General features: G+C 58.8%; 6 protein-coding genes and 7 pseudogenes. 6 read left to right on the top strand and 7 right to left on the bottom strand.

Going from position 1 to position 13,775, the window contains the following annotated elements:
• Position 1: 1 nt before the first annotated feature.
• Positions 2 to 877: an MBL fold metallo-hydrolase gene (locus AO277_RS16550; RefSeq protein ID WP_005779744.1), complete on the top strand. Its 876-nt coding sequence runs from the start codon at positions 2 to 4 to the stop codon at positions 875 to 877.
• A gap of 94 nt (positions 878 to 971) precedes the next feature.
• Positions 972 to 1,369, top strand: a pseudogene (locus AO277_RS16545) (hypothetical protein).
• A gap of 87 nt (positions 1,370 to 1,456) precedes the next feature.
• Here AO277_RS16545 and AO277_RS29220 read toward each other — a convergent pair.
• The 4 genes and pseudogenes from AO277_RS29220 to AO277_RS16530 form a co-directional block, all read right to left on the bottom strand.
• Entirely contained in the window at positions 1,457 to 1,582 is a 126-nt protein-coding gene (locus AO277_RS29220) for a hypothetical protein (protein WP_080164905.1), read from the bottom strand.
• A gap of 65 nt (positions 1,583 to 1,647) precedes the next feature.
• Positions 1,648 to 3,128: pseudogene (locus AO277_RS16535) on the bottom strand (chemotaxis protein CheW).
• A pseudogene (locus tag AO277_RS29765) lies at positions 3,125 to 3,592 on the bottom strand (methyl-accepting chemotaxis protein); the annotation flags it as partial. The pseudogenes AO277_RS29765 and AO277_RS16535, both read right to left, overlap by 4 nt.
• 159 nt (positions 3,593 to 3,751) lie before the next feature.
• Positions 3,752 to 5,191: pseudogene (locus AO277_RS16530) on the bottom strand (PAS domain-containing protein); the annotation flags it as partial.
• Positions 5,192 to 6,076: 885 nt separating this feature from the next.
• Here AO277_RS16530 and AO277_RS28580 point away from each other — a divergent pair.
• From AO277_RS28580 to AO277_RS16510, 4 genes and pseudogenes are all read left to right on the top strand, one after another.
• Positions 6,077 to 6,223: pseudogene (locus tag AO277_RS28580) on the top strand (arginase family protein); the annotation flags it as partial.
• A 180-nt stretch (positions 6,224 to 6,403) separates the two neighbouring features.
• Positions 6,404 to 7,748: pseudogene (locus AO277_RS29760) on the top strand (LLM class flavin-dependent oxidoreductase).
• A pseudogene (locus tag AO277_RS16515) lies at positions 7,745 to 8,704 on the top strand (D-isomer specific 2-hydroxyacid dehydrogenase family protein). Before AO277_RS29760 ends, AO277_RS16515 begins: the two co-directional pseudogenes overlap by 4 nt.
• Before the next feature lie 76 nt (positions 8,705 to 8,780).
• Entirely contained in the window at positions 8,781 to 9,755 is a 975-nt protein-coding gene (locus AO277_RS16510) for an aliphatic sulfonate ABC transporter substrate-binding protein (protein ID WP_044318764.1), read from the top strand.
• Between the two features lie 60 nt (positions 9,756 to 9,815).
• Here AO277_RS16510 and AO277_RS16505 read toward each other — a convergent pair whose 3' ends face one another.
• From AO277_RS16505 to AO277_RS16495, 3 genes are all read right to left on the bottom strand, one after another.
• Positions 9,816 to 11,486, bottom strand: coding sequence for an amidase (locus tag AO277_RS16505; RefSeq protein ID WP_180273453.1), 1,671 nt, complete (start codon positions 11,484 to 11,486; stop codon positions 9,816 to 9,818).
• A gap of 88 nt (positions 11,487 to 11,574) precedes the next feature.
• Positions 11,575 to 12,207 carry an ANTAR domain-containing response regulator gene (locus AO277_RS16500; protein WP_005746856.1) on the bottom strand — a complete coding sequence of 211 codons (633 nt, stop codon included), beginning with the start codon at positions 12,205 to 12,207 and terminating at the stop codon, positions 11,575 to 11,577.
• Positions 12,204 to 13,352: a transporter substrate-binding domain-containing protein gene (locus AO277_RS16495; RefSeq protein WP_044318763.1), complete on the bottom strand. Its 1,149-nt coding sequence runs from the start codon at positions 13,350 to 13,352 to the stop codon at positions 12,204 to 12,206. Before AO277_RS16495 ends, AO277_RS16500 begins: the two co-directional genes overlap by 4 nt.
• Positions 13,353 to 13,775: the final 423 nt, after the last annotated feature.

The raw sequence follows: 13,775 nt of genomic DNA, 5'->3' as shown, positions 1-13,775 counted from the left end.
CATGCTACGCAATTCCCTGCTTGCTCTATCGTTCGCGGTGCTATTCCCGCTTGCAGCACAGGCCGCTGATCCACTGGCGATCGAGGTCTACAATCCGGCCGAAAAAGCCATCTTCCCGGTGTCATCCGAACTGATCACCGGCAAGCATGATGCGGTGCTGATCGATGCGCAGTTTCAGCGTAACGATGCTCAGGCGCTGGTAGAGAAGATCAAGGCCAGCGGCAAGAAACTCACTACCGTGTACATCAGCCACAGCGACCCGGATTACTACTTCGGGCTGGACGTCATCAAAGCTGCTTTCCCCGATGCGAAGATCGTTGCCAGCGCTCCTACCGTGAAAGCGATCAAGGCGTCGATGCAGGGCAAGCTTGCCTACTGGGGACCGATTCTCAAGGACAATGCTCCGGCCAGACTGGTCCTGCCAGAGGTGCTCAAGGGTGACCATCTTACCCTTGAGGGTCAGCCATTACAGATCAAAGGCCTGAACGGCCCGGCCCCCGAGCGCAGCTACGTATGGATTCCATCGCTCAAGGCGGTGGTCGGCGGCGTCGTGGTGTCCAGCGGCATTCATGTCTGGATTGCTGATACCCAAAGCCCGAAATCGCGTCAGGACTGGCTCGCGACCCTCAAGGGCATTGAGGCGCTGAAACCGGTCACGGTAATTCCGGGCCATTATCTGGGCGAGATTCCAGCGGGCACCAAGGCTGTGACGTTCACCGCCGACTATCTGAAGTCCTTTGAACAACAAGCGGCCAAAGCCAAGGATTCCAAGGGCCTGATCGATGCCATGCAGAATGCCTGGCCACAACTGGCCGAACCGAGTTCGCTGGAACTGAGTGCCAAGGTCATCAAGGGCGAGATGAAGTGGCCGAACTGATCTGAAACCAGGGAACTGTTGCCGCATCGCCGCAATTGCGCGCAGCAGTTCCGGGGGATGGTCAGACGCCCCCGTCAATCGCTATGCTGCACCCATGAATGCTCCTGTCAAAATCCGTAACCCCTGCCCGCCCGGCGCTTGCGACTGCGAGCGCGAACGGCTGGATGCGGAAGACGCCGACTGCGCATCCTCAAGCTGACCCGTGATGCGGAAAACACGCTGCTTGAGCGCCTGAGCCGTGTCGAAAGCCTGAAGGATCTGGAGCACATGCAGCGCAGGATTTTCGAGCAACTGGGTGTGCGCGTCGAAATCGCACCGGGCTTCAACGAAGTACGCACCATGCGCGGCATCAGCATTGTCGTGCAGAAAAAGACCGGCCTGTGCCGCAAGACGCGCAAGTCGGTTGCAAGCGCAATCCGCAGTGCACTTGAGGCACGCCCGCAGATCGCCTATGAACTACTCAACGCCAACGACCTGCTGCGCGACGCGTGAGTCAATACAGAGCCCGAACAGGCCTTTGAAACCATAACGCCCGATCTAAAACAGACCGGGCGTCATGTGCATTGTCCTGTAGACTGATCAACAGGCCCCCGGCGGAATACCACCCTTGTTGAAGTCCTTCAGGCGTTCCTTTTCTTCTGGCGTCGAGTGCGCAGGCACATCGTTTGCCGGTTCCGGCTTTTTCTCGTCTTTCTGGTCAGTCATGGTCATTCTCTCCGCTCGTGGACACTCAAAATAAGGCCACGCGCGAAGCATTCGGTTCCGATTGATTAGCGCGCTGCCACTCGTTCGGCGACATTGCACTCCAGTTGCCTGGCCAGCCCCTGCAAATCGAGCAGGGTTGCGCGCCAACTGCGTTCCTGACTGCCGACGCTGACCAGCGAGCGCACTCGGTCATTGACCGAGATCCCCTTGCCGGTATTGGCCTGCCAGCCCTGCTCGAGCATGGCCGGGTCGAACTGATTGAACGCGTCGATCGCATCGACCCGGCTCACGGCAAAACCGAAGCACAGGCGCTCGCCACGCACGATCAGGACACGGGACGCTTCACACGGGGTTTGCGCCCCCTCGCCCAGCAGGCTGCTCAGGCAGATCAGCGGCACTTGCTCGCCACGCAGATTGAATTGCCCTAGCAGGTGCGTCGCCGGTTGCGACAAACCGATCAGCTGTTGCGGCACGCTCATGATCTCGACGATCTGACTCAACGGCGCGACGAAGCGGGTCGGTGCGTCAAACAGCAGACAGGCATGGCGCAACATCGCCTTGGTCACATCGTGCGAGGCTTGTGCAGGTTTGACGTCGTGCTGGTAAACCTGGGTGTAGCTTTTGACTTCCGGGCGCTGCAACAGCATTGGATGATCCAGCAACAATGCCTGTTGCCCCTCCTCCAGGTTCATGACCCCGGCCAGCAGTTCAGGATGCGGCAGGCCGTAACCCGGTGCCGCCAGAAGGCTGCCCGGGTCCTGACGCTGGATGGCGACCATGCGGTCGTAACCAAACCCGCATACCCGACCGTCCGGAGCCGTCAATAGCAACAACTGCGGCTTGGAGGTCTGGCGTTTATGGTCCAGACCAAGGACTTCGGACAGATTGAGCGCCGGGACCTTGGTGCCACGCACCGACGTAACGCCAAAGCAGCAGTCACTGGCAAAGTCCGACGCCGAAATTTCAGGATTATCCACCAGTTCGGTCACGACGCTCGCATCGATACAGAAGTTGCGACCGTCACACTCGAACACCAGGTAATGCAGCAAACGATTCTTGGCCGCGAGCGCTTCTTCCTTGAGCACCTGCGCGCTCGGATCAGCAGCAAACAGTACGCCTGGCAAGCTACTCAGAAAACCCAGGTCGAGCTTGTAGATCATCCGCGATTCTTCTGCGCCCATCAGCAGTGATGGCAGCAACCCGACGCTGGTGCCGCCAGGGCCCAGCGGGCTGAATTGAGAGTCGCGGGCCTTGAGAATGTCGCATACCGCATCAATCGCCAGCCCCAGGTAGCCACCGCCGTACTTGAGAATAGCGACCAGCGGCGTGGGCAACGATGTATCGCCGCCCTCCGCCACTGGCCCCGCAGGTCCACCAAAGGCACCGGTTTGCCGCGCAAGGTAAACACCCCGCGCAACGCACCGCGAGTCAGCGGATGGGGGTACAGGTCGGCAGGCCAGTGCACGGCCTCCATCAGCGCTTCGGCAACCACCGCCAGATAAACGCCATTGATCTGCACGACGCCGTAGGCATTCAGGCCGCTCATGCAGGTTGTCCGATGGATACCTTGTTCAGAGTTTCGGTGTAGCCGGTCAGGTTGGCTTTATGCAGCTCCACGATCAGTGTCTCGACTTCCTGCGCCGACAGACGTTGCTTCTCTGTCGCCGTGTTGATCCCGTCGATTGCCTGAGTGGTCTGCATCACGCCTTCCACGATGTGTTCGAAGGCTTCGCCGGCACTGCGCGAAATCTCGTTGCCCGACTCGATCCGGCTGACTGTTTCGAGGATCAGCTTGTTGATTTCCTTGGTCGCACGCGAGGACTTCTCGGCCAGCTTGCGCACTTCATCGGCCACCACCGAGAAGCCCAGGCCGTGCTCGCCAGCCCTGGCCGCCTCGATAGCGGCGTTGAAGGCCAGCATGTTGGTCTGACTGGCGATCTCGCTGATCACCTGGATGATGTCCTGAATGCCCTCGGCCGACTTGGCGATCATGCCCATCGCATCGGACGCCTTGACCAGAGTCTGCGAACCGGTACTGGCCTGCTCACGCGTCATTCTGGCCAGATCGGTGGCCGTCTCGGTGCTTTGTGCCACGTAGGGAATGGCGTTCATCAATGCTTTAACCGACTCGCCCATGGCGCGGGTCTTGGCTTCTATCGCCTGCTCCATCTCGACCTGACGGGTAATGTCAGTGGCGAATTTCACCACTTTGAACGGCAGCCCGTCATGGTCTAAAATCGGGCTGTACGTCGCCTGAATCCAGATTTTCTGCCCGTACTTGCTGACGCGCATGAAGCGTCCGGAATAGAACTCGCCCTGCCCCAGCCCGTGCCAGAACTCCCGGTATTCAGTGCCACGCACATATTCCTCATCACAGAAAATACGGTGATGCTGGCCCTTGATCTCCTGCAGGCCATAGCCCAGCGCTTTGAGGAAGTTGGCGTTGGCCGTAATAATGTTGCCAGCCATGTCAAACTCGATGACGGCCTGGGCGCGGTCGATTGCATTCACCTTGCCGTGGTGCTCGACGCTGGTTTCCTTGGCAACTGTCACGTCGAGCGCGAACTTGACGATCTTGTAAGGTTTGCCCTGCGCGTCGAAGATCGGGTTGTAGGTCGCCTGAATCCAGATTTCCTTGCCATCCTTACGCTTGCGTTTGTACTCATTGGCGTCGTATTCGCCACGCCCCAGTTTTTCCCAGAGCTCGCGATACTCCAGACTGCTGACAAACTCCTCAGAGCAGAACATCCGGTGGTGTTCGCCGACAATTTCCTCAAGGTCGTAGCCGAATACCGCAAGGAAGTTGCGGTTGGCATGCAGCACCTTGCCGGTCAGATCGAATTCGATAACCGCCTGAGAACGCTCGATCGCCGTCACCTTGCCGGCGGACTCGGCCTGACGGACGCGGCTCTCGGTGACGTCGTTGGCGAACTTCACTACTTTGTAAGGACGACCATCAGGGTCAAAAATCGGGTTGTAAGTGGCGCTGATCCATAGTTCGCGACCGTTCTTGCCGATGCGCTTGTACTCGCCGGAGTCGTACTCGCCACGCTCCAGCTTGGCCCAGAAGGCGCGATAGGCCGGGCTGTTCAGGTAGTCGTCTTCACAGAACATGCGGTGATGCTGGCCCTGTATCTCATCCAGACGATAGCCCAGTACCTTGAGGAAGTTTTCGTTGGCGTTGAGCACGCGGCCGTTCAGGTCGAACTCGATGATGCTCTGCGAACGATCGATCGCTGCGACCTTACCTTCGTACTCGGCGTTGGTCTTGCGTTGCTGCGTGACGTCGGTGGCGAATTTTACGACCTTGAACGGGTTGCCCTGTTCGTCGAAAACCGGGTTGTAGGTTGCCTGCAACCAGATCTCGCGACCGTTCTTGCCCAGGCGCTTGTACTGCCCTTCGTCAAAGGCACCTTTGCCCAGTTTTTCCCAAAACGTCGCATACTCAACGCTGGAAGCGTGTTCCGGGGTGCAGAACATGCGGTGATGCCGACCCTGGACTTCGTCCAGGCGATACCCGACGCAATCCAGAAAATTGGTATTGGCCCGCAGAATATTGCCTTCAAGATCAAACTCGATCATCGCCTGCGAACGGTCAATGGCCGCCATCAGCGAGTGCAGGTCCATCTCTAGCTCGGCCCGGTCCCTGGGAGTGCTTTCAATTGTGGTCGACATGTAAAATACTCTGCGAGTCAGCATCTATGGAAGTATTGTTATAAAGCGCCGGTCTGTGCGGGCCCGGTCAAACGCTTCAAACATGAGGAGCGGACTGACTATGGTGCCTGCCGATAAAGCCGGTTAATCGTCTTTCTCAATGCCTTCCATAGCACAAACTTCAAGGCCGTCAGAGCCAGGTGGAACTATCGAAGTCACTCGGCAATGAGCCGTTACATAAACATCGGCTTCAGTCAGATTAGCTTTAGCGCTGCCAGACCACTATTTAGCCACTATCAACGCACACACTTCTTGGCCCTACCGATCACCGGCAAGGACCGCTTCGTACACAACGTCCTTCCCCTGCTGAAAACCGTTGCGTCATCAAGCATAAAACCAGATGACGAGAATCACGGCCCCCGTCCATCCCAAGGTGAGTAAGAAAGAAAGCCCAGCAAGGCGCGGGTCCATGGAACTCCTGTTCTAGAAGGCTTGGGTAAGCAGAGCGCTGCATACGTAGGGATATAACGGCTGGATCACAGGTATATAAACTATTTTCACCACCTTGAAACACTGCCGGAACAGGGGTCTTGCTCTGGATCAACGTCTGATAACCGACGTATGGTCTGGTCACCAGCAAGTCTTTGAACGAAGCGCCGTTTGACGGCAGACTGAATGTCAGGGATCAGAGTAGCGTTACCTTCACCCGCATCCAGTCTTCCTCTACATCACCGGCGATTGCAGCAAGACAGGGAGTCTCGGCAAGGCGCTGGCGATATCGTCCTTTACGATAGCGCACAACCTTATGCATGCAGTTACCCCTAAGGTGACGATCGGAGCTTGCTGACAGACGTAGCCAGCGCCGTGGACGTGGTCGGCCTTGGCATTGCCGAGCACCTGCCGTGGGATGCTCTGGCGCTGCAGAACATGCTGACGAAACTGCCGTTGCTTGGCGATTGGCTGCCAACCCTCGAGGCTGACTCCTGAAACAGCGAGCAAAATTCAATTTATGCATATTTAAATACTGAATAATTATTTAATTTAATAATTAACATATAACAAAATAGAATTTCACTGCGGGTTTTTATAGGCATATCGTCATCCTATACCGACCCCTTTCTCCAGGCGGAGGTGCATCCACCTTTCTGAACCGTCCGGAGCAAAACCATGAGCAGACAACGACACCTTAAACTTGGCGCAATGGTCCACGGGGTCGGCCATGGCTGGGGCGAATGGCGCCATCCGCACGCACTGGCCAACGCCAGTGTGAATTTCGGCTTTTATCAGCAGCAGACCCAGTTGGCCGAAGCGGCGCGCTTCGATTTTGTGTTCATCGCCGACAGCCTGCACATTCACGAAAAATCCAGTCCGCATTACCTGAATCGTTTCGAACCGTTGACCATTCTCTCCGCACTCGCAGCCACCACCCGGCATATCGGTCTGGTGGCAACGGTGACGGTCAGCTACACCGAACCCTTTCAGGTAGCTCGCCAGTTTGCTTCGCTGGACCACATCAGTGGCGGTCGGGCTGGCTGGAATGTGGTGACTTCCTGGCTCAGTGGCACCGCTGACAACTTCAGCAAGGGCGAACACCCACCGCACGCCGTACGCTACCGCATCGCCAAAGAGCACATCGAGGTGGTCAAGGGTCTGTGGGATTCCTGGGAACGACGCCTTCGCCTACGACAAGCAGAAAGGCGAATTTTTCACGCCTGGCAAACTGCACGCGCTGAACCACAAGGGCGAATTCTTCTCGGTGAAAGGCCCGCTCAACATCGCCCGGTCGAAGCAGGGTCAGCCGGTGATTTTTCAGGCAGGCACCTCCGAGGCCGGGCGTAACTTCGCCGCTCAAAACTCCGACGCGATCTTCGTCCACGCCGAGAGTTTCGATGAAGCGCGCGTCTATTATCAGGACCTGAAACAAAGGGCTGGCGGCTTTGGTCGCGCCCCTCACGCACTGTCGATTCTGCCGGGCATTCGCCCGATTGTCGGGCGCGATGAGGCTGAGGTGGAGAGCCGCTATCGCCAGGCCGTGGAGTTGGTGACGATCGAAGACGCCATTGTCGCCCTTGGCCGCCCCTTCAATGATCACGATTTCAGCCAGTATCCACTGGACGAACCCTTCCCGGAACTGGGCGATCTGGGCTCCAACAGCCAGAAAGGCGGTTCGGACCGGGTCAAGCAACTGGCCAAAGACGAAGGCCTGAGCCTGCGTGAAGTCGCCCTGCGCTTCTCCCTGCCCCGCCGTGACTTTGTCGGCACACCGCAACACGTCGCCGACGCGATACAAACGTGGTTCGAAGCAGGCGCAGCCGACGGTTTCATCATCAATAGCGTCCTGCCGGACGGCCTGCAGTACTTCACAGAATGGGTGGTGCCGGTGCTGCAACAACGCGGACTGTTTCGCACCGAATACAGCGGCAATACGCTACGTGAAAACCTCGGCCTTGAGGTGCCTGTCAATCGTCATGCGAAGGCTGTCGCCCATCAATCTGACGAGGCGGTGGCATGACTCGACTCGTGATTGCCAGCCAGCTGGATGATGATTTCAATCAGGTGATTCGCGAGCGGCTTGCAGTGACCCACCCTGAAGCCAGGCTCATCGGCGTACCTGCCGGAGTGCCGAGCGACTTGCCCGGCGAGGTCAGCATTCTGCTGGCGCGCCCTATCAACGTGCGTGGTTATGAAGCCCCGGCCTCGCCGCCTCCGGGCTGGCCCTATGGCCTGAAGTGGATTTAGGTGGTGTCTTCGGGTATCGACTTCTACCCAGGCTGGCTGTTCAACGGGCCGCCGGTGAGCACCTCGCGGGGCAGCGCGGCAGAAAACATCGCCGAGTTCTCGCTGGCCGCCATTTTTGCCGCAGCCAAGCATCTGCCGGATATCTGGGTGCATGACTCGCAATGGAACTTCACCGCCCTGACGCCGCTCAAGGGCACCACGCTCGGGATTCTCGGCTTTGGTGCCATCGGTCGCAGCCTGGCAAGCAAGACCCAGGCGCTGGGTATCAACGTGATCGCATTGCGGCAAAGTCCGGCTCCGTTCGAGGTTGACGGTGTCGAGGCTGCACGCGACATTCACGACCTGTTCGCGCGCGCAGACAATCTGGTACTGGCCGCGCCGTTGACACCGGCCACGCGGCACATCGTCAACGCCGAGGTGCTGAACAGTGCCAAACCCGGCCTGCACTTGATCAACATCGCCCGTGGCGGCTTGCTTGACCATGAAGCGCTGCTCAATGCGCTGGATAATGGAAACATCGGCCTGGCCTCGCTGGACGTCACCGAACCCGAGCCCCTGCCGGACGGGCATCCACTGTACTCACACCCTCGCGTGCGCCTGTCACCGCACACCTCGGCGATCTCCAGCAACAGCCGTAACGAAATAGCCGACAGCTTTCTGGCCAACCTTGAGCGTTTTCTCAATGGGCAGGCCTTGCAGAATCAGGCTGATCGCCAGCGCGGCTACTGACACAGATCACACCCATTACGCTGCGTGGAAATACAACTCCTGAAACTCAGCGTCACCCTCAAATACCGAGCGTGCCATGCCCAAACCGATAAAAAACACACAACCTGGATACCGCCCTCCGCTGCTGGCAGGTCTGCTCGGGGCGTTGGTGTTATGCATCGCCCTCCCCGTCGAAGCACAGCAAACGTTGCGGATCGGTTACCAGAAGTCTTCCACGCTGATCACCCTGCTGAAAACACGCGGCACGCTGGAAAAAGCCCTTGCGCCACAGGACGTCACCGTCACCTGGCATGAGTTTCCGAGTGGTCTGCCGCTGCTGGAGGCGCTGAACGTCGGCAACGTCGATATCAGCGCGGATGTGGCAGACACCGTACCAATCTTTGCCCAGGCAGCGCAGGCCAGGCTGACCTACTTTGCCCAGGAAGCGGCCTCGCCTTCCGCGCAGGCAATCATCGTCCACAAAAACTCGCCCGTGCAGCAGTTATCGGATCTGAAAGGCAAAAAAGTCGCTATCACCAAGGCAGCGGGCTCTCACTACCTGCTGATTGCTGCGTTGAAAAAGGCCGGTCTGGCATTTTCGGATATTCAGCCCGCCTACCTGTCGCCCGCCGACGGCCGGGCGGCCTTCGAAAACAACAAGGTGGACGCCTGGGTCACCTGGGAACCCTTCCTGACCAGCGCACAACGGCAACTGCCAACGCGCACCCTGGCTGACGGCAAGGGGCTGTCCAGCTACAAACGCTATTACCTGACCGGCACTGGTTACGCCAAGGCTCATCCGCAAGTGCTCAGCGTGGTTTACGAGCAGTTGCACAGCGCTGGCATCTGGCTCAAAGCCAACCCGCGCGAAGCCGCCCAGGTGCTGAGCCCTTTATGGGGCAATCTGGATATCGAAACGGTCGAAATCGCCAACAGCCATCGGACTTATGAGATCCAGCCAGTCACGCACGATCAACTGGACGAACAACAGCATATCGCCGATGCCTTCTTGGCAGCGGGCCTGCTGCCCAAGGCGGGGGATACGCAGGATGTGGAGGTATGGAAGCCTTGAGGAATGAAGGGGCACACCCGCTCGCATGGAGCGAGTATGCCACTCGATCAGTCTCTGAACTCAAACACCAGGCGGCCTGGGAAACGCTCCGCGGGCGGTTTCATAAGCCTGCGCGACACGCAACGCCAAGGCATCCTTGAAGCGCGGCGCGACAATCATCATGGCGACCGGCAGGCCCTCGGCCAGGCCTGCCGGGATTGACGTGGCCGGGTGGCCGGTCAGGTCGAACGGCGCGGTATTGGCGAGCATGTTCAGGGCGCTGTGCACGTACTCTTCAATCGGCGCATCGGCGGCGGTCAGCGTGGTAGCTACAAAGGGCATGGTCGGCAACACCAGCACATCAAAATTCTTGAATGCTTCGTCGTATTGACGGGTGAGTTCCGGCACCAGCATCCGCGCCTTGGCGTAGTAGGCACCGTGCAGGTTTTTCAGGCTGTAATGCCCGGTAAGTGCCACGGCACGCACGCTGCTGGACAATGCGTTGGCATGCTCACGACGCCTGGCACCGAAGTAGCTCATGATGTCGGGGTCGTAATAGCCGTCGACATTCATGCCATAGCCGTTGCCTTGCAGCATCTGATACGCCGCACCATCGGTGGCGATGACATTCCACATGTCCAGCGCCACACCGCGGTGCCACGGAGCGCTTGCCTCTCCGACCGTCTCACCAAGGCTTTCCAGCTGTGCCACTGCGGCGCGAACCAGGGCGTCTACCTGCGGTTCGGACATGCCGGGAATCGCAAAACCTTCGCGCAGCAGGCCGATTTTCAAGCCGGCAACGCCCTGATCGAGGGTCGCGACACAACTGACCGCCGGCGGTTTTTTCTGCCTTGAATCAAGCCCGTCGGCCCCGGCGATTACGTCGAGCATCACCGCGCAGTCGCGCACGTTATTGGCCATCGGACCGACATGGTCGATGGTCCGCTCGATCGGAAAAGCCCCGGTATAAGGCACAAGGCTGTAGGTCGGCTTGTGCCCGACGATGCCGCTCCAGGCCGACGGCATGCGGATCGACCCGCCCTGGTCGCCGCCGATGGCCATGTCCACTTCCTGCAAGGCGACCAGCACGGCGCTGCCGCTGGAGGAGCCGCCTGCGTTGCGAGTCAGGTCCCACGGGTTTTTTACCGCACCGGTAGCCGAGGTAAAACTGGCTCCGGAGAAACACAAGTCTTCACAGACTGATTTGCCGACCACCGTCGCGCCTGCGGCCAACAAGCGTTTGACCACCGTGGCATCTTCGGACGGCACGTAACCATCAAGGCTCAGCGAGCCGTTGGCCATCGGTACGCCGGCCACTGATACGTTGTCCTTGATGACCACCGTTCTACCCGCCAACGGGCCGCTCGCCGCACCGGCTATGTGCGTCTTCACGTACCAGGCGCCATGCAGGTTTTCGGCCTCTGTCGGTTTGCTGTGCTCGCGCAGCGGCGTGGGCTGCGCAACGTGAGCGGCGTACAGCTCATCAATGGCTTCGTAGGAGCCCAGGGTTTCGTCAGCAAGGCTCAGGAACGATGCCATCTGGCTGTCTGACAGGTCGTACCCGTGATCCTGGGCGGCAATCAGAAAGTCGGCTTTGTCGGGGCGTTTTACGGACATGGTGTTCTCCAGATAACGGTAAGGGCCGCCCGGGATCGGGCAGGCACTGACTGGAGCCGCCTGCGCAGGATGCGCAGGCATGGGCTCGATCCGGAGGACGCCGTTGTCCATGCCGGTCGCCACGCGGTGTTCCATACCTGCCGGTTCAGGGCGTATGGCAAGCGTCCGCGCAGAAGAGGATCAGACCGATGAGGCCCGACACTCGAAGCGAGTCTGCAGCCTGTCAGGAACAGGCTTGTTGAAACAGTTCGTGGGCCTTGACCAGCGCCTCGGCGATTTTCTCCACGGGCTCACGCTTGGCCATCGCCTGATCCCGCAGCGCGTTGTAAGCGTCTATTTCAGACATACCCTTGGTTTCCATCAGGATGATTTTTGCCTGCTGCACGGTACGCATCACCGCCATGCGCCCTTCCAGGCGCTTGACGTGTTTTTCCCGTTCCCGTGTTTTGCGTGCCTGGCTAAGAGTGATGGCCAGCGCCGTCAACAGGCCGAAAGACCTGACCGGCGAGGGAATAACCGAACAGGCATTGAGCTGCACCAGCGCCTCGACAATGATCGGGTTTTCATAGGCGATCACCGGAATGATCGGCGGCGTCGAGCTGTGCAGCAGCCAGGGCGTATTGGTCGACAGGCTTTCCGGCGACACCGCCAGCACGATCACGTCAGCCTCACTCTGCAACCGTTCGGGGATCGGCCACTGCACGCGTACCTGGCAACCAATACGCTGCAACTGGGCGATCAGGTTGCGACCGTCTTCATCATCGGGGTGCATCACCAGCACGCTGATGTCGCGCAGGTCCTTGATGCCGCCTGCGCTGTCGTTACGCAAACGTTTCTTGGCGGCACGCAGGGTCATGGACGCCTCCCGGTCAGGCTGGACCAGCCGTTGAAGTCAGGCGCAACGGCATAAGGATCAGGCTTAAGCGCTTTCTGACTTTCGTAAAGGATGTCGAACTGCCCGTCGCCATTGGCCCGGCCGATCCGCGAGTACAGGTAGGTATGGTGATTGTGCTCATCGATGCGGACCCGTCCCTGAGGCGCGTCGTATTCCAGACCGCGCATGGTCTGCAAGACGTCCTCCACCTCCGTGCTGCCCGCCCGGGCTATCGCCTTGGCCAGCAGATGGACCTGAAAATAAGCGGCTTCCCAGCAGCGATCGGTCACTTGATGCTGGCCAAACATATCCCGGTATTGCGCGATGCACTGGCGATTGAGCGGCGTATCGATCGATTGGAAGTAAGTGGCTGCAGAAATGTGCCCTGTGCCCAGATGAACGCCCATCTGCTGAATATCGGTTTCACTGGTGGTCACACTGGCAATCGGCATGACCGCAGGGTCGAAACCGGCATCGGCGTACGCTTGGTACAGGTGCGCCATGGTGTCACCGACCACCGTGGAAAAGATGAACGACGGTTTCAGCTCCCGGGCCTTGACCATGAGCCTGGCGAAGTCCTCTGGCCTGGCGTTTTTCAATGGCAAGTAGTACTCGCCCAGCTTGCTGCCACCGCGCTCGTAGAGCAGGTCGCTCATCAGCCGATTGGTTTCGTACGGGTAGACGTACTCGGAGCCGATCATCAGCACGCGACTGCCGAAGTGATCGAACATATAGCTGCCCAGTGGCACGGCGTTATGGTTCGGCGTGGCACCGGTGTAAATGATGTTGCGCGAATACTCGAAGCCCTCGTAGTAAACCGGATAGAGCAGCAACGCGTTGTAGCGTTCGACGACGGGCAATACTGCCTTGCGCGCCGCCGAGGTGTAGCAACCGAAGAAAAACCGCAGGTTCTCTTCACGAATCAGCGATTCAACGTGCATGGCAAACAACGTAGGCGTTGAATCCGGGTTACGGGTAATCAGTTCCAGAGGACGGCCATTCACGCCTCCTGCCGCGTTGATCTGATGGATTGCAAACTGTGCGCCGCGCATTGTTGAACACTCACCGGCAGCAGTAACGCCGGTATTGGAAAACAGACCTCCTATGCGGATCGACGGGTCAACCATGTCTATGAACCTTGTTCAACGTGAGGTGAGACGCCCGAACCTGGCCGGGAGCCTGAAAGAAGACTGAGCGAATAACCGTGGATTCAACGGTGGCTCTCAGGCGGTTGTGCCTGGGGCTGGCGTGACGGCAGTGTCAGGACCAGTCGTGCGAGGGACCTTCCACACCTGCCGAGAGTGGGCGTGTGGCAAGGGACCCTGCGAGGGTATCTGCTGGCAGTCATGCAGATAGCGGGCCATGCGTCGTGTATGGGTGTTGATGATTCGTGTGTCTTTGGCTGGGGCGTTCCCTTGGTAGCAGGCATTTGTTTGCAAGGGTGGTCGTACATTCGCTGGGGTTGTGTCGCATGACACATCGTCTGAGACTGTCAGAAATTTTGTGTTCGGGCATAACATGTAGCTAGAGGTGCATGTATGCCGACCAAA

This window comes from Pseudomonas amygdali (genome assembly GCF_002699855.1).
Lineage (GTDB): Bacteria > Pseudomonadota > Gammaproteobacteria > Pseudomonadales > Pseudomonadaceae > Aquipseudomonas > Aquipseudomonas amygdali.
This window is presented reverse-complemented; position numbering and strand designations above follow the sequence as displayed.